Consider the following 20,748-nt stretch of genomic DNA (forward strand, 5'->3'; position numbering starts at 1 on the left):
AAACAATGAAAAAGAAATTATTATCTGCAATTACAGTAGGGGCATTATTTACATTAGTAGGATGTGGAGGTAATGGGTCAACTGAAAGTAGCAATAGTGGGACAAGTGGTTCTGAAAAAGCAAAATCAACTGAAAAAGTAGATATTACATCAGTTGGTTCAACAGCATTACAGCCATTAGTTGAGAAAGTAGCAGAAATTTATATGACAGATAATCCAAATTATACGATCACGGTTCAAGGTGGCGGTAGTGGAACAGGGTTAACACAAGTATCAACAGGAGCTGTCGATATTGGTAACTCAGATGTTTATGCAGAAGAAAAAGATGGCATTGATGCTTCTAAAATTGAAGATCATAAAATTGCTGTTGTAGGTGTGGCACCAGTTGTTAACAAAGAAGTCGGTGTTACAAACATTACATCTGAACAATTAAAAGATATCTTTACTGGTAAAGTAACAAACTGGAAAGAAGTTGGAGGAAAAGACCAAAAAATCGAACTAATTAACCGTGCAGCTGGAAGTGGAACTCGTGCTACTTTTGAAAAATGGGGTATTGGTGGCGCTGAAGCAGCTAAAGGACAAGAGCAAGATTCTTCAGGTACAGTTAGAAAAATTGTTTCTGAAACACCAGGAGCTATTAGCTACTTAGCCTTTTCTTACATCGATGAAAGTATTTTAGGTTTATCTATTGATGACGTTGAACCTAAGGATGAAAATGTGTTAGATAATTCATGGAAAATTTGGGCATATGAACATATGTATACACAAAAAGATGCAAGTTCTGATGTGACAGCATTCCTTGACTACATGAAATCAGACGACGTACAAAAAAATGTTGTCAATGAATTAGGTTATATTGCTATTTCTGATATGAAAGTGGAACGCGATTTAGACGGAAATATCAAATAATTGACTCCATACCCATTGTTATCCTGTATTCATCTATTTATATTAACTATGGTATAATGGAACAAACTAAACAGGATATGGAAGGGACGTTTAGCAATTATGAAGCGAATTTTAGTGGTTGATGATGAACAATCCATTACAACACTTTTAAAATATAACTTGGAAAAAGAGAACTTCGAAGTTGATGTGGTTCATGATGGTGAAGCTGCTATTGATTATGCTATGTCTAATCAATACAGTTTCATTATTTTGGACTTAATGTTACCCAAAATCAATGGATTTGATGTCACAAAAAAATTGCGTAAAGAAAAAATTAGCACACCCATTATTATGTTGACTGCTAAAGATGAAACGATTGATAAAATTATTGGCTTGGAAATTGGGGCAGATGATTATGTGACTAAACCATTTAGTCCAAGAGAACTTATCGCTCGACTTAGAGCAGTAGAAAGACGCTTAGACAATCAATCAGGTGATTCAGGAACAAGTATGGATAACGATCAATTGAGTGTCGGAGAGCTAATTGCTTATCCAAAAGACTATAAAGTGTTAAAACGTGGAACTGAGATTACCTTAACGAAAAAAGAATTTGAATTACTTATCTATTTTATGGAACGGCAAAATCGCATTATCGGACGTGATGAGTTAATGCTATCCATTTGGAAAGATGATATGTATCATTTATCTCGAACAGTTGACATCCATGTTAGCCATTTAAGAGAAAAGATAGAAGATGACGCCAAAAATCCTAAATACATTAAAACAGTAAGAGGGTTTGGGTATAAATTTCAGGAGCCAGAGGAATGAAAAAGTTACAAAAAATAGTTAATCCTGTTTGGCTTGTTGTGATAATCATTATATTAGTATTAATAGGTGGGTATTATACCACCTATTTTTTTAAGAAAGATGTCATTGATCAACAAACAAAACAACTATCAAAGGAGATTGATTTACTAATACCTTTTGTTGTGCAAGACAATGGATTAGTATTGGATGAAGAAAAACTTGATAGAAGTGTTGGAGAACATGAACGACTAACCGTTTTAGATGAATCAGGAATGATTTTATATGATTCATCTAAAGAGTCATTGGCAAAAGGTTCAAGAAAAAATCGACCGGAAGTCAAACAGGTATTAGAAGAAGGAAAAACTGAGGGAGTTTCTATTAGGGACAGTCAAACAGTTGATGAGAAGTTAATTTATGTTGCTAAATCAGTGTACCAAGATAATCAGTTAATAGGGGTTATTCGTCTATCAGAAACGTATCAAGGTATTTCACAATATGTTGAGAACTTTCAGCGAATTGTGATTACAATCATGGTGTTATTATTTGTCGCAATCCTCATTATGGGATATTACATCCATCGTCAGTCAAAGAAGCCAATTCAATTTATGTTGCCAATTTTAAGACAAGCAATTCAAAATCCTGAGAAAAAACAAAAGGTTATAGATGCGCCTGGGGAATGGCGTGAACTCTATCAAACGGTGTATGAATTAATGGAAGAAACGAATTTACTGTATTATAAGCAGTTAAAAAATGAAGAGACATTGCATTTTTTATTTGAGAACTTAGATATCGGTATTTTTATTTTGAATGATCGATTGGAGATAACATTAGCCAATCAAACAATAGAAGAAATGTTCCAGAAAAAATGGACGATTTCTCCATATGATGAATGGTTTACAGAACCTAGATTGACTGAATTAATTAACCAGGCTGTTGAGACAAAAGAAGCAGTTCAAGGGGAAATTCGTATAGAAAAACCAAGAACGCAAGATTTAAAAATTGTTATTCGACAATTATCAATAGACAATAATGAATACGTTGGGATTATTTATGATGTTACGGAAGTCCGACAAATTGAACGAGTACATGAGGATTTTATTAGTAATATATCACATGAGTTAAAAACGCCAACAACATCCATTATTGGTTTTTCTGAAACATTGCTAGCAGGAGCAAAAGACGATCCAGAAGCTAGTAAAGAATTTTTGACCATTATCGAACGTGAAGCACAACGGTTGATGAGTTTAATTCAAACAATCATGATGCTACTAAAAACGGAAAAAGATATTTACATTATGGATTCTTTTGTTGTCCATCCTAAGTTAGTTATAGAGGATGAAATTGATCGTTATCGATATAAAGCTTTTGACAAAGATATATCTGTTATTTTTGAAAGTGCAGTAGAAGAAGATTTAGTTATTCCTAATGATTCATTTCAAATTATTGTTAAGAATTTGTTAGAAAATGCTATTGAATACTCTGAAGAGCATAGCAAAATATTTATTTATTTAACACAACAGAATAATGAGTTAACGTTAAAAGTTGAAGACACAGGTATTGGTATTTCTGAAGAAGATCAAAAACGAATATTTGAAAGATTTTATCGTGTGAGTCATTCAAGACAACGAAATAGTGGAGGATCTGGACTAGGATTGTCGCTTGTCAAACATTATGCAGAAATACTTGGTGGGCGTGTTAAATTAGTAAGTGAATTAGGAGAAGGAACCACTGTTATTGTCAAAATAAATTTAGATATTCTATCTTCAAATTATGAAAATAAACGATTAAAAGAGTAGCTAATTAAAAGCTATTCTTTTTTTAATGTTAATCGTTGACAAATGTAGACGTAAAAGTTATAGTAAGTTTATCATTTAGTAAAGAGGTGTTACGTCATGGTGCAAAAAGAGAAATCATTTTCTATTACTCAAGCCGAGTGGGAGATAATGAAAGTTATTTGGGCAAATGATTTTGTAACGAGTCGACAAGTATTGGAGATACTGAGTGAAAAAATGGCTTGGAGTATGTCGACAGTTAAGACGCTATTAGCAAGATTAGTTGAAAAAAATTTTTTATCAACTGAAAAACAAGGAAAACAGTTTATTTATCAGGCACTTGTAGAGGAAGAATTAGCTGTAAATTATATATTATTAGATGATTTAAATAAAATTTGTCATAAAAAGAAGGGGCAAGCCTTGTATCAATTGATTGAAAAAGAAGAATTTTCTCAAAATGATATCGATCAGTTAATTCATTTATTAGAAGAAAAAAAGGTAAATGCTCCGAAAACAGTTGACTGTAATTGTGTTGTTGGTCAATGTCATTGTCATAAATGAGGTGGGAAAATGGAAAAAAGAATTATTTTACCAGTAGAAGGAATGAGTTGTGCCTCCTGTTCTAGTACGGTTGAAAAGGTTGTCTCAAAATTAAGTGGGGTTGACAAAGCAAGTGTTAATTTAGCCACAGAGAAATTAGATGTGACCTATGACACAACTATGTTGACTGAAGAAGATATTACAAAAGCGATAAGTGATGCTGGATATGAGGTGAGGGAACAGATTATTACAGAACAATTTGAGGTAGAAGGAATGAGTTGCGCCTCCTGTTCTAGTACGGTTGAAAAAGTTGTCGGAAAATTAGACGGTGTTAAAGAAGTATCCGTTAATTTGGCGACAGAAGAAATGAGTGTATCATATAATCCTGATGTTGTGACGAAATTAGTTATTACTCAATCAGTAGAGGACGCAGGATATAAAGCGATTGATAAACAGATAAACACCGAAGAAAAAATGACTAAAGAAGATAATAAAGAAAAACATATCAAAATTATGTGGAACCGATTTGTTTCTTCTGCTATTTTTACGGTTCCGTTATTGTATCTATCAATGGGGCATATGATAGGCTTACCTTTGCCATCAGTCATCAACCCAATGCATTCTCCAAAAATTTTTGCTCTTACTCAACTTATATTGGCTATTCCAGTGATAGCAATAGGGTGGCCATTTTTTGCAGTCGGGTTTAAAGCACTTGTCAAAAGACATCCTAATATGGATTCGTTAGTGGCATTAGGAACGAGTGCGGCAACTATTTATAGTTTATATGGAACCATTCAAGTGTTTAGGGGAGATACAAGCTTTGCTATGAATCTTTATTATGAATCAGCTGCGACTATTTTAACATTGATTACATTAGGAAAATATTTTGAAGCAGTATCAAAAGGAAAAACATCAGAAGCGATTAAAACCTTGATTAACCTTGCACCAAAAACTGCGTCCGTCATTCGTGGTGGAGTAGAACAAACCATTCCAGTTGAAGAAGTTGTTTTAGATGATATCGTGATGGTTAGACCAGGTGAAAAAATTCCAGTAGATGGGGTGATAATTTTTGGTAACAGTTCAGTTGACGAATCAATGATTACCGGAGAAAGTATTCCTGTAGAAAAAAAATCAGGAGATAATGTGGTGAGTGCTAGTATAAATAAGACTGGAAGTTTTAAATTTAAAGCAACCAAGGTAGGAAAAGATACAACATTATCACAGATAATTAAATTGGTTGAAGAAGCACAAGGATCTAAAGCACCTATCGCACAGTTAGCTGATAAAGTTTCAGGCGTCTTTGTTCCGATTGTCATTGGACTAGCCATTATTTCAGGTTTGTTGTGGTATTTTTTAGGACAGGAAACCTGGATATTTGCTTTAACCATTACGATTTCCGTTTTAGTTATTGCATGTCCATGTGCACTGGGATTAGCAACACCAACAGCTATTATGGTAGGAACAGGTAAGGGAGCTGAAAATGGCATCCTAATTAAAAGTGGTGAGGCATTAGAAACAGCTCATCAGCTTGATACAATTGTATTTGATAAGACAGGAACAATCACGCAAGGCAAACCCATTGTGACAGATGTATTAGTATTTAATCAATTGAGTCAAGAGGAGTTGCTAATTCTTGTAGCCTCAGCAGAAACTCATTCAGAACATCCTTTGGGAGTAGCAATTGTTGAAAAAGCCAAAGAACAACATTTAGAGTTTATAACAATTGATGATTTTTTAGCAGTACCAGGCAAAGGAATAAAGATAAGTGTTAATAATCAGATTTATTATATTGGAAACAAACGATTGATGTTAGCACAATCCATTTCATTAGACGAAAAAAATGACATCGTTAATGAGTTAGCGACACAAGGGAAAACCCCTATGTATGTAGCGAATGAGCAACATATTATTGGGATTATTGCTGTAGCCGATCCAATAAAAGAAAGCAGTGTTAAGGCTGTGAGTACATTAAAAAAATTGGGAAAACAAGTCGTCATGTTAACAGGGGATAATGAATTGACAGCTCATGCGATAGCAAAACAAGTGGGAATTGATACTGTTATTAGTGAGGTATTGCCTGAAGATAAAGCGAAACAAGTTGAAAATCTACAACAAAAAGGTAAGAAAGTTGGAATGGTAGGTGATGGTATTAATGATGCACCTGCTTTAGCACAAGCAGATATAGGGTTAGCCATTGGTAATGGAACAGACGTTGCCATTGAATCAGCAGATATTGTTTTAATGAATGAAGATTTAAAAACTGTTGCAACAGCGATAGAATTATCTGATGCAACCATGAGAAATATTAAAGAAAATCTATTTTGGGCATTTGGCTATAATATATTAGGTATTCCAGTAGCCATGGGAATTTTACATATATTTGGTGGTCCATTACTTAATCCAATGATTGCTGGAGCAGCAATGAGTTTTAGCTCTGTATCCGTATTATTAAATGCTCTACGTTTAAAGCGATTTAAACCTAAACAAAAATAAAAAGCATGAAACCAAAGCTACTTAACTTTGGTTTCATGCTTCTTTAACTATTATTTTAAAGTGATATTAGAGACTATTTCTTAGTACCAACCGTTGTTCATCCAAAATGCTTGAGCATTTTCCCATGAACCATAACGACCAGCTACATATTCATCTGCTACTTTTTCTTGATTTGCTGGAGAGTAGTCACCGTTTAAGTAACTTGGGTCTAATTGATAGCGTCCGATATGGTAACCGTTTGTTGCGTTATAATCGCCACCAGATTCTCTTTGAGCAATCCATTCTTTAGCACTTGATGTTGTTGCTGGAGCTGAAGGAGCTGCAACTTCTTGTTTAGTTTCTTGTACAGGTTCACTTGCTGCAACAGTCGTGGTTTCAACAGGTGCTGTTGTTGTTTTTCCATCCGTAATAATCTTTAATTCCTGTCCTGGAAAGATCATGTGGATGTTTTTAATATCATTATCTTTAGCAATTTTTTCTACATTATTATTTGATCCGAAAAATTCAACAGAGATAGAAGAAAGAGTATCTCCTGATTTTACTGTGTATACAGAGTCAGCAAGTACTGTTGTACTGAATAATAATCCTAATGCGAATGTGCTACCTAATATAAGTGTTTTTAGTGATTTCATAAATTTAAAAATCTCCTTTTAAATGTTTGTTTTATTTCGTTGATATCCAACGACAAGATATACTTTACCATCGAATAATATTTCTTAGGTGAAAGAATAGGTTTAATTTGGTAACAAAACAAAGTGGAATATTACAATTTTTGACACATAGAAATATTTAAATGTTCGTAATTGGTTATCATAGATGAAGGGCGTTTTATTCAGTTTATTTAACATAATAATTTGGTTAAGTTTAATAATATAGGTGATAAATTATCTATAACAAACATAAATTTATTTGATTTTTTACTTTTTTTCATTATTAATTAGTAAAATGAACAAGTGAATATTACAGATGTTACTAACGAAAAAAGCGATGTTACATGATTGTCTTTTAAAAAAACCATCGAATAAATAAAAAAATAGAAAAAAAACCTTTTTTTCTATAAAATCTTTTGTAAAACCGGTTTTTTTTGAATATACTGTAGGTAATAGATATTTAAGGGGGATTGTTTATTATGCTAGTAGATTCTAATTTACCGATTGAACGTGATAAATTAAAAAATAGATTTGCAAGATTAGTAAAAGAAGACAATGATATTATTGGAGCTTACTTTGGCGGATCGATAGGTGATAAGACAGAGGACTATTACTCAGATATTAACGCTCGAATTATTTTAAAACCGGGAATATTACTTGAAGAAAAGCAACGCGATATTATTAGCGCTATTGGGGATTTTTTATTTGTGGAATTATTTGATTACAATCATTCTATTATTCATTATGCAACATTCATTAAACTAGACTTAATGGTTTATACTTTAGAGATGTTGGAACCAAGTATTCAATATAAGCATATTGAGATTATTAAAGATGATGGAACATTAGCAGATTTACATAATTTATCTAAAGAAATGAATTATGTAGTAACGCAAGAAGTATTTGATAATGTATTAAACCAGTATTATGCAGACTATTTTAATTTATACCGAGCTTGGCGACGTAATGAAAGAAATCAAATCGAGTCAATCATCTTATCTATTAAACAACATTTGGTCTCTATGTGGTATCTATCAAAAGGGGCAAAACCAAATGACTCAGATGATTGGAGACATTATGAGGGAGAAAAATCAAAATTATCTCATTTAGAAAAAGAATTTTTATTGTCTTATACACCATTTGATATTACAACATTAGAAACATTTACCAGAGAAATTGCTATCTTAATGTTAGAAGCTAGCGAAAAAATTGCTGTCTATGATGAATTGCATTTTTCTCGACCTAATTTTATGAAAGTTCATGATCGGATTTCGTTTTCTGAAGAAATCTAAAAAATAACCCTTAAATCATCTAATATGATTTAAGGGTTATTTTTATTTTATATATAATAGTAGGAAATTAATCCATTGCAGCTTGTGCTAGTAAATTTAAGTAGTTCCAAGGTCTATCAAAGTGAGGTTGGAAAAAGAAATCAGATAAAGCTAAATCTTCAACAGTCATATTATTTTGAACAGCTAAAGATAGAGTATTAGCTGATTGAGTAATGTCATATTTCGACATTAATTGTCCACCTAAAATACGTTTTGTCTCTTTATCGAAAATAAGTTGCATCATCACTTTTTCAGTTGTTGGCATGAATTCTGGACGATAATTATCTTCTAAATAAACCATGTCCGCATTTAACCCTTGAGCTTTAGCATTTTCAATTGTTAAACCTGTCGAACCAATTTTCCAACCAAATAAATACAAACCAGAAGTACCTTGTGTACCACGATAAGCAAGAGTCGGTTTGCTAATGTTTTTTCCAACTAATAACCCTTGTCTAACAGCATTTGTTGCAAGTGGAATGTAGTTATCTGTTTTTGTTGGGTTATAGTGAACAATTGCACTATCACCGGCAGCGAAAATATCAGGATGACTTGTTTGCATGTATTCATCGACAATAATAGCACCATTTGGTAATTTATCGACAGAGTCACCTAATAATTCTGTTGAAGGTTTAAATCCAACACAAAGAATCACCATATCCGCATCAAATGATTGAGATTTAGTATGTACTTTTTTCACATTAGAATCGTCATCTGCTTCAAAACGAGCAACATTCTCACCTAAAGCAAGTGTAACTCCTTGGTTGACAAGCTCTTGTTCTAATTTATCTGTAAAAGGTTTATCTAGATATTTATTTAATATTCGATCCAACCCATCAATTAATGTCACATCTTTTCCTGATTCAACAAAAGCTTCAACAAGCTCAATCCCAATATAACCACCACCAACAACGACTATTTTTTTCGCGTCTTTGGCAGACTCAATAATTTGATTAGCTTGATTGTAATTTTTACACAATAAAATATTATGTGCGTCAATTCCAGTGATAGGTGGAATGATTGGCCATGAACCAGTTGTCATAACTAATTTATCATATGATGTGACGGTCGTTTCATTTGTTTTTAAATTAACTGCAGTTACTTGTTTTAATTCAGTATCTATGGATGTCACGTTATGCTCCATATGTACTGTAGCACCTAGAGAAGTTAGTTCCTCAGGATTTGAGTAGAATAAATCTTGTGCATTCTTTACAACGCCACCAACGTAAAGAGCAATCCCACAAGATAAGAAAGAGACATTATCATTTCGTTCATAAACAACGACGTCTGCTCCTGGCTCATTTTTTAAAATACTTTTTACAGCTGATGTCCCTGCATGAGTACATCCTACTACGACAACTTTCATTGTATTCACCCTTACATGTATGATTTATCACAAATAAATATATTTGTGACATGTGCAAAATATAACAGAAAGGAAAACCAATGTATATCATTATGCTTGTGAATATTAAAATAGAAAAAGAGGTGTTTTTGAAGTGTTATGTGCATAAAATATCAAGTGTTATGTGTGATATCTGTTAGGATATGTAACTAGAATGAACATGTGTTAAACAGTCTGTTCATTCTTTTGTTTATAAAAATATTCACAATATTTAATGATATATCAAATATTTTTTTTAAATGTTTTTCTTTATAAAAGATATATCTTATTTTATAATAGATAGTAAAGACAATGAAATAAGGAGTGGGTATCGTGTTAAAATTTCCAGCTAATTTTTTATGGGGATCAGCAGCATCAGCACCGCAAACAGAAGGGCATTCATTAGGTAATGGGAAAAGCGCGACAACGTGGGATAAATGGTTTGAGTTAAATCCTGAGAAATTTCATGCAAATGAAGGACCAGAAAACACGTCTAATGTGTATGAGGAATACATTAATGATATTAAACGAATGAAAGAGATTGGATTAAATTCTTATCGTACCTCTATTTCATGGGCAAGGTTGTTACCAGATGGGAAAAAGATTAATCAAGAAGCTGTGATGTTTTATCGAGATTACTTTCAAACCATGTTAGATGAAGGAATTCATCCAATCGTTAATTTGTTTCATTTTGATATGCCTTGGTGGTTGATGGAAAAAGGCGGTTGGGAGACAAGGGAATCAGTCGAAGCATTTCATTTTTATGCTAAAACAGCCTTTGAGTTATTTGGTGATTTGGTGAGTGATTGGGTAACATTCAATGAACCACTTGTTCATATCGAATGTGGGTATCTATATGGTTATCACTACCCAGCTATTGTTGATTTTAAAAAAGCAATTCAGGTGGGCTTTCATACACTGATGGCACATGTTTATGCAGTCAAAGCATTTCGTGATAGTCAAAATGATGGTAGAATTGGCATTATATTAAACGTGACACCAACGTACGCCAAAAGTGATGAAACACAAGATCAAGAAGCAAAAAGAAAAGCGGATTTATTGATAATAAAAAGTTTTTTAGATCCATGCGTATTAGGAACTATTCCAGTTGAATTAAGTGACTTATTATTAGAAAATGATTTAACTCCAGATAGTTTACCAGATGATAAAGAGGTTATATCTCATTACCTTGTTGATTTTATCGGGATAAATTATTACCAACCAATGAGAGTTCAAGCACCTAGAGAAATTCGCTATCCAGCGATTTTTCCGACGGATTTTTATGAGTCATATGATTGGCCTGACAAGAGGATTAATCCTTATCGTGGATGGGAAATTTATCCAGAAGCGATGTATGATGTGGCCATGATGATGAAAGATGACTATGGTAATATTCCTTGGTATGTATCAGAAAATGGGATGGGAGTCGCAAATGAAGAGCGTTTTATGGATGATTCTGGCATGATAATAGATGATTACCGAATTGAGTTTATGAAAGAACATTTAGACTATTTACATCAAGGAATTGAAGAAGGAAGTAATTGTTTTGGCTACCATACATGGACTTTTGTGGATTGTTGGTCATGGTTAAATGGGTATAAAAATCGATATGGTTTTTATCGTGTTGATTTAGAAAATAATTATCAGCGTTCACTGAAAAAAAGCGGGTTATGGTTTAAAGAGGTAGTAAAAAATAATGGATTTTGAGGTGGAAATATGACAAATTTGGCAGTATTTGATATTGGAGGGACGGCAGTAAAATGTGGTTTATGGAAAGATAATCAGTTATCTACCCAATCTAAGTTTTCAACGCCAAAAACATTAGATGACTTAGTTGAAGAAATGAAACAAGTAATCAATCATTACCCAGTTGATATAGAGGGGGTGGCTATTAGTGCTCCAGGAGTTGTCAATGTTAGTACCAGAGAAATTGAAGGAATTAGTGCAGTGAGGTATTTACATAATTGTCCTATTTTTGATATGTTTGAACAAGCGTTTAATCTCCCAGTTAGAATTGAAAATGATGCCAATTGTGCAGGGATTGCAGAAATGAATCTAGGAGTAGGGAAAGATAGGAAAAATGCTTTATTTGTTGTGTTAGGGACAGGTGTAGGAGGGGCTGTGTTTATCAATGGGGCATTGTATAAAGGGGCTCATTTATTCGGTGGAGAATTTGGCTTAATGAAAAATCATACTGATAAGATATTAAGTGAGACAGGGACGATTGTTCGAGTTGCAGATGCTTATTATCATCAAACTGGAAAAAAAGTAGATGGGCAGAAATTATTTGAGTTAGCAAATAAAGGGGACGAACTTGTCTTGACTTTGCTGGATACGATGTATGAAAATATTGCACAAATACTTTATGATTTGCAAGTGGCAATTGATCCAGAGATGATTATTATTGGTGGAGGTATTTCTGAGCGTACAGAAGTGATTACCGAATTAGAAAAGCGTTTATATCATAAATTAACAAGTGTTCACTTGCCAAGTATTATGCCACAAATCACAGCATGTCAATTTAAAAACGACGCTAATCTAATTGGTGCTGCGATAAATTATTTAAATACCATATAAAAAATCCCACTTTGTGTGGGATTTTTTTACATAATAGAAAAAGTATACGTTGTTTTCCATGTTTTTACTTGATGTTTCTCTAAGTCAATACTTCCTAAATTTGGATGATTGACAATATCTGGAAGTTCCTGTGTTTCTATTGCAATGCCCAATTCTGAACGCATTTTCTCACCAGAAACAGATTGATCCATTTCAAAACCTGTCGTAGAAAAAATAACTGCAGCTTGACGATTAGAAGAGATGCTAATTTGTCTTCCAGTACTTGGCTCACTTAATGTCATTTGCGGTTGGATATCTTGCAATAAAAAGGCATCATCAATTCCTTGTGAGAGGTCTTTTAAAGAGTCACTTAATAAGCGTGGCGTTCTAAAATCATATCCAGTGCCATCAACATCTAGTAAAACACCTGTTGGAATATTTTCGTTGTCAGTTTCTAGTAGGGTATCTGAGTGAATTTGTAGCATGTGATTGGCGATACTTTGTTTTGCTTGCCCGTTTAAATTAAAATAAATGTGATTTGTCGGATTGACAATGGTGTCACTATCGGCATGAACACTTGTGGTCATGTCAATCGAATCATTGGTTACTTTATAAGAATTTTTGACATAAATTGGTCCAGGGTAGTCAGTTAAGGTATCCTTTAACATAAAATGAACAGTGATTGAATCTTTTGCTACTTCAACATCAAACAACCAAAATTGATGCCACCAACCATTGCTTCCACCATGTAAATGATGATTACCATTATTTTTTTCGAATTGCCTATTGTTCCATTGCCCATTTTTTATACGACCAGCAACCGGTCCCACAAGCGCTCCAAATTGAGCTGTATCATTTAATATTTCGAGTGGGGTGTCAGGTGATAGTAAGATGTTTTCTTTTTTTCCGTGTTTATCAGGGATAATCCACTCTTGAATTCGCGCCCCAAAATCAACAAATGTAACGGTGTGTTCTGTTGATGATACGGTAATATAGTGGATATCAGTCACTGTATCATGTGTAATAGTATACTTCATATCTGTTCCTCCCAAATTTTTTTAAAATAAGCCATGGTCAATTCTTCAGTATTTTGAACATATTGTATTCCTTGATATTTAGTATCATCTTGTGTTAAAAAAAATAATAAAGAAGACTGATTCGTTAAATCGGTTTCATTGTCTATTACTATTATATCACTAGATTGATTATTTAAATCATCGAAATTCATAATATGGGTAGTTGGATTTAAACCAAGATTTTTTAATACATCTTTTGCAAGAGGATTGTTTGAATAGCAGTTTATGATGATGGATAAATACTCTGCTTCATTAAATAATTCTTTTATTCCTGGGTAAAGATCATCATCAGTAAGGTCATTTATTCCAACTAAGTAATATTCATTTTTCTTTTGGATGATATCATTTTTTTGAGAGTTGCTTAAATGATCAATAGCATCTAACCAATCATTTTTTCTAAAAGTCATTTGTTCTTGAAATGATAAGTTATTAGGTAAAGTGTAGTCAAAAAAATCGAAAGCATGTAAAAAACTTTCATAGTGAAGATATGTGGTATCCGTTATAATACCATCTAGTGCGAGTGTGATGGTTGAAAACAATGCTTAACACCTCTTTATTATCTTGTTATAGGGTTTACTAATAGTTATTCTAACTAAAAAAGACGTTGCTGTCACTGAAGATTAACTATTAATAAAAATGACTTAACATCATATTAATGTGTGATATGTGTTATTTAAACACAAGTTTAAGTTATTTATATTAGATTTGACTTAAATAAGCTATTAAATTATAATAATTATAAATAAGGTTTTAGTTAAACTAGAATCATAAATTAAATGGAGGATTATTATTATGTCATTAATTGGAAAAGAAATTGAAGAGTTTAAAGCACAGGCTTACCATAAAGGAGAATTTATCACTGTCTCTAATGAAGATTTTAAAGGACAATGGAGTATTTTATGTTTTTATCCAGCTGATTTTACATTTGTTTGCCCGACAGAATTAGAAGATTTACAAGAGCAATATGCAACGCTAAAAAGTTTGGGAGTAGAAGTCTATTCTTGTTCAACAGACACACATTTTACACACAAAGCATGGCATGATACCTCTGATGCAATTGGTAAAATTGAGTATATCATGATTGGTGACCCATCACATGTCATTTCACGTCAGTTTGATGTGTTGGACGAAGAAGCAGGGGCAGCTCAACGCGGAACATTTATCATTGATCCAGATGGAGTTGTTCAAACAATTGAGATTAATGCAGATGGTATTGGTCGTGAAGCAAGTATTTTAGTAGATAAAATTCGTGCAGCACAATATGTTAGAGAAAATCCAGGGGAAGTATGTCCTGCTAAATGGAAAGAAAATGGAGAAACATTGAAACCAAGTTTTGATTTAGTCGGAAAAATATAAGGAGAAAAACATGTTAGATAATGAAACGAAAGCACAATTAAAACAGTATTTAGAATTACTTGAATCAGACATTGAGTTTAAAGCTAGTTTAGATGAAAGTGAGTCATCTAATAAAGTACGAGAGTTTTTGACTAGTGTTTGTGAATTATCTCCCCGTTTATCTCTTGTAGAAAGTAGTCTGAAAAGAACACCAAGTTTTGAAGTCAATCGACCTGGTCAAACAAGTGGGGTAGTGTTTGCTGGACTTCCATTAGGACATGAATTTTCTTCTTTTATATTAGCTTTATTACAGGTTAGTGGACGAGCACCTAAAGTAGAAGATTCTGTTATTAAAACCATCAAAAAAATAGATCAACCATTATCATTTGAAACATTTGTGAGTCTAACATGCCACAATTGCCCAGATGTTGTTCAAGCTTTAAACATTATGAGCGTATTAAATCCGTTGATTTCTCATACGATGATTGAAGGTGGGATGAATCAAAAGGAAGTAGATGCTAAAAAAATTATGGCAGTTCCAACAGTTTTTCTAAACGGTGAAGAATTTTCAAGTGGCCGTATGGAACTTGATACCATTTTAGAAAAAATTGTTGGAAGTGTTGACATTAGTGAACTCAACCAAGAGACACCATATGATGTTTTAGTTGTTGGCGGTGGTCCTGCTGGAGGTGCAGCAGCCATTTATGCAGCGAGAAAAGGAATTCGTACAGGTATGGTTGTTGATACATTTGGTGGACAGGTGATGGACACATTAGGTATTGAGAATGTCATTGGGACTCCTTATATTGAAGGACCACAATTAATGAGACAAGTAGAAGAGCATGTGAATCAATATAATGTGGATGTCATGAAAAACCAACAAGCAACTGATATTCAAAAAAATGAGTTTGTCGAAGTATCATTAGCTAGTGGAGCAACACTTAAAGCAAAATCTTTAATTATTTCTACAGGTGCAAGATGGCGAAATATTAATGTTCCAGGTGAAAAAGAATTTAAAAATAAAGGAATCGCTTATTGTCCGCATTGTGATGGTCCTTTATTTGCTGGAAAAGATATTGCAGTAATTGGTGGAGGAAATTCTGGTATTGAGGCGGCTATTGATTTAGCAGGTATGGGAAAACATGTCTATGTGTTAGAGTTTTTACCGGAATTAAAAGCGGATAAAGTATTACAAGATAAGTTATATTCATTACCCAATGTTACCGTAATAACTAATGCGGCCACGAAATCAATTGAAGGAACTGATAGTGTGGAGTCACTGGTATATGAAGATGTGGTGACAAAAGAAGAACACCGTTTAGACGTTAAAGGAGTCTTTATTTTAATTGGATTAATGCCTAATACGGAGTGGTTACCAGAAATGATTGATACCACAGATCGTGGTGAAATTATCATTGATAACCATGGTATGACTAATGTACCAGGTATATTTGCTGCAGGAGATTGCACGAATAGTGCGTATAAGCAAATCATCATTTCAATGGGAAGTGGTGCTACTGCTGCATTAGGAGCATTTGATTATTTAATTCGTCAATAAGGTTAAAACTGATTTCATTCATGAAATCAGTTTTTTTGTGTTAGCTATTATGTTTTACATAGTAGTTTGAGTGTGATATAGTTACTTTAGTAATAGGTATTACATAGTAGTGGAGGAGAACATGAAGCAAACTCAATTATTAAAAGGAATACTAGAAGGTTGCGTATTATCCATCTTACTTGAAGAAAAAACATATGGATATGAGTTAGTGCAACATCTAATTTATTTTGGTTTTGAAGATTTAAGTGCTGGTACGGTCTATCCTTTGTTACAAAAATTAGAGAAACAAGGCATGATTAAAGGAGAAACGTTACCTTCACCTGATGGACCTAATCGAAAGTATTATTCAGTAACGAGTAAAGGTGAAGAACGTTTAAATGAATTTAATACCCAGTGGACTCATCTAAGTGATGTGGTTAATTTAATTTTAAAAAGGAGTGAAGAAAATGGTAGTGGAAGAAATGATTGAAAAAAATAATGAATTAAGAGATAAATTAACTCCGGAAAATAAAGAATATTATGAAAAAATATTATTATATACTCGGTTTAAAGGGCTATTTGGGGATGATGAGGTAATAGAAACCGTTTTATTAAATATCTTATATGATTTACTTGATGCACAAGAATCAGGTGTTTTAGCAGAAGATTATTTTGGCAAAGAACCTAAAGCCTATTTAGATGAGTTGTTCCAAGAGATGCCACAAGTGTCTTTAAGTAAAAAATTATCTATATTTTATATGGTATTTGGAATCAGTTCAGGTTTTTCTTTATTTAGTACACTCACACAAAAAAATCCTTCAATAAATAGTTTGACGATTTTATTAAATGGATTAATTAGTATGTTATTAGTGTTTAGTGTATTTAAATATTTAGAAAAGATGACGTTTAAAGTAAAAAAACAATCAAAAATGATAGAGTATATTGTTGTTTTTATTATGGGATTATTATTAATGGCTAGCTATATTGGTTCAGTCGTAATAGGGAATCATTTCCTGTCTATTCCTATTCCTTTATATTTATCAATCTCTGTTATAGTCATAGCAATGACTGTAGTATCATATCTTATTATTAAAAGAAAAAATAAACCTTATTATAGTTACCTAGTCTTTGGATGGGGCATTACTCTTTTTACTACGATAAATAGATTACCCCAAACACAAAAATGGTTTGAATCAGAACCTATCATTATAGCAAGTATTGTGTTGATTTTACTGGGGAGTTTTTTAGCAGCAAAATTTTCTCAAAAAACTATTTTAAAAGAGGATAAATAAAAAGAAACTCGCATTTTTTTACGAGTTTCTTTTTTGTTCTATTTTAGCCAACTATTTACTTTATCTTGGTTATTATCAACCCAGTCTTTAGCAGCCGCTTCAGGACTTTCTCCTTCATTAATGGCTAGCATAACTGTACCCATATCTTCAGTAGACCAGTTAAAATTATCTAAAATTTTATAAGCGTCTGGCATATCGTCTTTTAGACCAAGGCGAGTAAAGGTTTGAATTGCTTCAGGTTTACCCATGGCTTCTTTTGGATCGTCTAAATATTTTAAATCATATTTAGAAAACATCCAATGTGGTGTCCAACCTGTGATAACGATTGGTTCTTTATTTTTGATTGCTTGATCAAGCGCTACAACCATCGCACCAGAAGAAGATGTTTCAACTTTCCAGTCACTTAAATTAGAATAAGCATTGATGGTATTATTAGCTGCTGTTACAACACCAGCTCCAGGTTCGATACCGGTGATTGTTTTATCAGCTTGATTTGATAAATCTTCAATAGAAGAAACATCCATATAACTAGGAACAACCAAACCAACTTTTGCTCCCTCTAAGTTTGGACCAAGAATATCAATTTTGTCTTTATATTGATCAGCTTGAGCCTTATGTGTACTTGGTAACCAAGCTGATGCACTAGCATCTGCTTTTCCAGATGCGACAGATTCCCACATAATAGCATTATCTAATGGTGTCGTTTCAACATCAAACCCTTGACGCTTTAATACTTCAGCTAAGACGTGAGTAGAGGCCACTTCTGAGTCCCATTCAACATAAGCTAAATTGATTTTTTTATCAGTTGATTTATTTGATGATAAGAACATAGATGAACCAATAGCAGCTACTAGAACGGCAACAGCAGCGATAATGGTGATTTTTTTCTGTTTAGGATTTGTTGCTTTTGTTTTTTTAGCACGTGGTTTGTTAACGTATTGTGTGAAACGATCAATGATAATCGCTAAAATAACTAAAGCTAATCCATTGACGAACCCATTACCAACTTGTGCTCTTTGTAAAGCAGATAAAACGCCACGACCTAGTCCAGGTGCACCAATCATAGAGGCAATAACGACCATTGATAAAGCTAACATGGTTGTTTGATTTATCCCAGCTAGAATGGTACTTTTTGCTAGAGGTAATTCTAGTTTAAATAATTTTTGTTTTCCTGTACTACCAAATGAATCGGCAGCTTCGACTAATTCTTCCGGTACTTGACGAATACCTAAGTTAGTAAAACGAACAGTAGGAGGAAGGGCAAAAATAACGGAAGCAAATACCCCTGGAACCATCCCAATACCAAAGAATGCAACAGCTGGAATCAAGTAAACAAATCCAGGCATTGTTTGCATAAAGTCTAAGATAGGTGTCAAAATGGCCTGTGCTTTATCACTTTTAGCCATTAAAATTCCAAGCGGAACACCAATAATAATAGACAAAATACTTGATATTAAGACAAGAGTCACTGTATTCATTAAATCAGCCCATAGACCTTGATTTAAAATAAATAGTAGACCAAGGAACGTAAAAATAGTTAATCCTTTTTTCTTATCAGAAATATAGAAAGCTAGAGCAGTCATTAAAAGAATAAAAACAATTGGCGGGATAGCAATTAATAAATTTGTCATACCACCCATGATTTGTTTCCCTAGAGTTTCAATTAAAGAAAATAATCCTGAAAAGGTATTTGTAAACCAATCTGTTATATTTTCTACCCAGTCAGCTACTGGTAAAGCATTCATTAATAAACTATTCATTATCCATCACCTCATTTTCATCAGTTGTTTCAGCTAGTGCTTCAATCACGCTACCTCGAATGACAACACCTAACAAGCGATCGTTATCTTCATTGTCAACAACAGCTAGTGGTGTTGGCGAATCATAGATAAGAGGGAAAATATCACTAATTAACATATCTTTTTCTACTGTAATAATATTTTTATCCAATACATCATGTAATGGTTGTTTATTTTTTCTTGCTTCTGCAGCAGCATCTGCTGTAATAGTTCCAAGTAATTCTCGCTTTTTGTTAACAGCAACTAACATACTGACTTCTTCACTTCTCATACGTTGTAAGGCAACGTTTGGTCCATCGATATCAAGATTAGTTGTAATAGCAGGTACCATGATATTTTGTGCTGTTAAGACTTTTGAGCGGTCAACATCTTCAACGAATTCACGGACATAATCGTTGGCTGGATTTGTTAAAATTTCTTCACCAGTTCCAATTTGCATAATTTGCCCATCCTTCATTAAAGCAATTCTGTCACCAATTCTTAATGCTTCATTTAAATCATGAGTGATAAAGATAATGGTTTTTTTCACTTTATCTTGCAACTCTATTAACTCATCTTGCATTTCACGACGAATTAACGGATCAAGTGCTGAAAAGGCTTCGTCCATTAATAAGATTTCTGGATCATTTGCTAAGGCGCGAGCTAATCCAACACGTTGTTGCATCCCACCAGATAATTGGTCAGGATACTGATCTTTAAATGTCAGTAATCCAGAATTTTCTAATGCTTTTTCGGCGCGTTGTTGTCGTTCTTCTTTTTCAACACCACGAATTTCTAAGCCGTATTCCGTATTTTCTAAAATAGTTCGATGAGGGAATAAGCCAAAGTTTTGGAAAACCATACTCATCTTATGACGACGAACTTCCCTTAATTCTTCTTTTTCAAGTTTGGCAATATCTTGTCCATCAATATAAATATCACCAGATGTTGGCTCAATAATTCGATTGATTAAACGAATTAAGGTAGATTTGCCACTACCTGAAAGCCCCATGATAACGAATATTTCGCCTTCTTTGACATCAAAATTAACATCATATACACCAACAGTTGCCCCTGTTTCTTTGACAATATCTGTTTTAGATTTTTTTTCTTTTACCATTTGTAAAGCAACTTGTTGTTGTTGTTTTTTGCCAAATATTTTGGTTAAATTTTCAACTTTTACTTTAGTCATTATAAAACTCCTTTATATAAATTCTCTCTCTAACGAAAGTGACCACATCATGTTATAATAGAATGGTCACTTTGTCAAAGATAAAAAAGCCTTATTATCATATTTTCTGAAAATAAAATGA

At 33.2% G+C, this 20,748-nt stretch carries 18 protein-coding genes; 12 read left to right on the forward strand and 6 right to left on the reverse strand.

Features of this window, described 5'->3' with window-relative positions; translation table 11 throughout:
* Positions 1–5 precede the first annotated feature (5 nt).
* The 5 genes from CBF36_RS01710 to CBF36_RS01730 all read left to right on the forward strand — a co-directional run bounded on the left by CBF36_RS01710 (position 6) and on the right by CBF36_RS01730 (position 6,499).
* A complete protein-coding gene (locus CBF36_RS01710) occupies positions 6–908 on the forward strand; it encodes a phosphate ABC transporter substrate-binding protein PstS family protein (RefSeq protein WP_125956060.1) in 903 nt (300 codons plus the stop codon).
* 99 nt (positions 909–1,007) lie between these two features.
* Positions 1,008–1,715, forward strand: coding sequence for a response regulator transcription factor (locus CBF36_RS01715; RefSeq protein WP_125956062.1), 708 nt, complete (start codon positions 1,008–1,010; stop codon positions 1,713–1,715).
* Positions 1,712–3,490 (forward strand): sensor histidine kinase, encoded by a 1,779-nt coding sequence (locus CBF36_RS01720; protein WP_125956064.1) that lies wholly within the window; start codon positions 1,712–1,714, stop codon positions 3,488–3,490. The genes CBF36_RS01715 and CBF36_RS01720 overlap by 4 nt, the downstream gene beginning before the upstream one ends.
* Positions 3,491–3,586: 96 nt before the next feature.
* Positions 3,587–4,027 carry a CopY/TcrY family copper transport repressor gene (locus CBF36_RS01725; RefSeq protein WP_125956066.1) on the forward strand — a complete coding sequence of 147 codons (441 nt, stop codon included), beginning with the start codon at positions 3,587–3,589 and terminating at the stop codon, positions 4,025–4,027.
* 9 nt (positions 4,028–4,036) lie between these two features.
* Positions 4,037–6,499, forward strand: a complete 2,463-nt coding sequence (locus CBF36_RS01730; protein WP_125956068.1) for a heavy metal translocating P-type ATPase — start codon at positions 4,037–4,039, stop codon at positions 6,497–6,499.
* Positions 6,500–6,579: 80 nt separating this feature from the next.
* On the opposite strand, the gene apf is transcribed toward CBF36_RS01730, so the two are convergent.
* Complete coding sequence (gene apf, locus CBF36_RS01735; RefSeq protein ID WP_125956070.1) at positions 6,580–7,131, reverse strand: aggregation-promoting factor; 552 nt, start codon at positions 7,129–7,131, stop codon at positions 6,580–6,582.
* 497 nt (positions 7,132–7,628) lie between these two features.
* On the opposite strand from apf, the gene CBF36_RS01740 reads away from it, so the two are divergent.
* Positions 7,629–8,441, forward strand: coding sequence for a hypothetical protein (locus CBF36_RS01740; RefSeq protein ID WP_125956072.1), 813 nt, complete (start codon positions 7,629–7,631; stop codon positions 8,439–8,441).
* A 67-nt stretch (positions 8,442–8,508) separates the two neighbouring features.
* Here CBF36_RS01740 and CBF36_RS01745 read toward each other — a convergent pair whose 3' ends face one another.
* Positions 8,509–9,843, reverse strand: a complete 1,335-nt coding sequence (locus CBF36_RS01745; protein ID WP_125956073.1) for an FAD-dependent oxidoreductase — start codon at positions 9,841–9,843, stop codon at positions 8,509–8,511.
* Positions 9,844–10,194: 351 nt separating this feature from the next.
* Between CBF36_RS01745 and CBF36_RS01750 the strand changes: the two genes are divergently transcribed.
* Both CBF36_RS01750 and CBF36_RS01755 read left to right on the forward strand, forming a co-directional pair.
* Positions 10,195–11,568 carry a glycoside hydrolase family 1 protein gene (locus tag CBF36_RS01750; RefSeq protein WP_125956075.1) on the forward strand — a complete coding sequence of 458 codons (1,374 nt, stop codon included), beginning with the start codon at positions 10,195–10,197 and terminating at the stop codon, positions 11,566–11,568.
* Between the two features lie 9 nt (positions 11,569–11,577).
* The gene (locus CBF36_RS01755) at positions 11,578–12,438 is read left to right on the forward strand and encodes an ROK family protein (protein ID WP_125956077.1); all 861 of its coding nucleotides are present in this window, start codon (positions 11,578–11,580) and stop codon (positions 12,436–12,438) included.
* Positions 12,439–12,464: 26 nt separating this feature from the next.
* Here the strand turns inward: CBF36_RS01755 and CBF36_RS01760 are convergent, their stop codons facing one another.
* Positions 12,465–13,454 (reverse strand): aldose epimerase family protein, encoded by a 990-nt coding sequence (locus CBF36_RS01760; protein WP_125956078.1) that lies wholly within the window; start codon positions 13,452–13,454, stop codon positions 12,465–12,467.
* A complete protein-coding gene (locus tag CBF36_RS01765) occupies positions 13,451–14,032 on the reverse strand; it encodes a beta-phosphoglucomutase (RefSeq protein ID WP_125956080.1) in 582 nt (193 codons plus the stop codon). Before CBF36_RS01765 ends, CBF36_RS01760 begins: the two co-directional genes overlap by 4 nt.
* A 253-nt stretch (positions 14,033–14,285) precedes the next feature.
* On the opposite strand from CBF36_RS01765, the gene ahpC reads away from it, so the two are divergent.
* From ahpC to CBF36_RS01785, 4 genes are all read left to right on the forward strand, one after another.
* A complete protein-coding gene (gene ahpC / locus CBF36_RS01770; protein WP_125956081.1) occupies positions 14,286–14,849 on the forward strand; it encodes an alkyl hydroperoxide reductase subunit C in 564 nt (187 codons plus the stop codon).
* A gap of 10 nt (positions 14,850–14,859) precedes the next feature.
* Entirely contained in the window at positions 14,860–16,386 is a 1,527-nt protein-coding gene (ahpF, locus tag CBF36_RS01775) for an alkyl hydroperoxide reductase subunit F (protein ID WP_125956083.1), read from the forward strand.
* A 121-nt stretch (positions 16,387–16,507) separates the two neighbouring features.
* Positions 16,508–16,855 carry a PadR family transcriptional regulator gene (locus CBF36_RS01780; protein WP_125956085.1) on the forward strand — a complete coding sequence of 116 codons (348 nt, stop codon included), beginning with the start codon at positions 16,508–16,510 and terminating at the stop codon, positions 16,853–16,855.
* Entirely contained in the window at positions 16,833–17,657 is an 825-nt protein-coding gene (locus CBF36_RS01785; protein WP_125956087.1) for a DUF1129 domain-containing protein, read from the forward strand. Before CBF36_RS01780 ends, CBF36_RS01785 begins: the two co-directional genes overlap by 23 nt.
* A 38-nt stretch (positions 17,658–17,695) precedes the next feature.
* Here the strand turns inward: CBF36_RS01785 and CBF36_RS01790 are convergent, their stop codons facing one another.
* Together CBF36_RS01790 and CBF36_RS01795 are read right to left on the reverse strand one after the other, a co-directional pair.
* Positions 17,696–19,417: an ABC transporter permease/substrate binding protein gene (locus CBF36_RS01790; protein WP_125956088.1), complete on the reverse strand. Its 1,722-nt coding sequence runs from the start codon at positions 19,415–19,417 to the stop codon at positions 17,696–17,698.
* On the reverse strand, positions 19,410–20,627 hold the full coding sequence (locus CBF36_RS01795) for a quaternary amine ABC transporter ATP-binding protein (RefSeq protein WP_125956090.1): 1,218 nt from the start codon (positions 20,625–20,627) through the stop codon (positions 19,410–19,412). Before CBF36_RS01795 ends, CBF36_RS01790 begins: the two co-directional genes overlap by 8 nt.
* Positions 20,628–20,748: the final 121 nt, after the last annotated feature.

This window comes from Vagococcus bubulae (assembly GCF_003950315.1).
GTDB classification, from domain to species: Bacteria; Bacillota; Bacilli; order Lactobacillales; family Vagococcaceae; genus Vagococcus; species Vagococcus bubulae.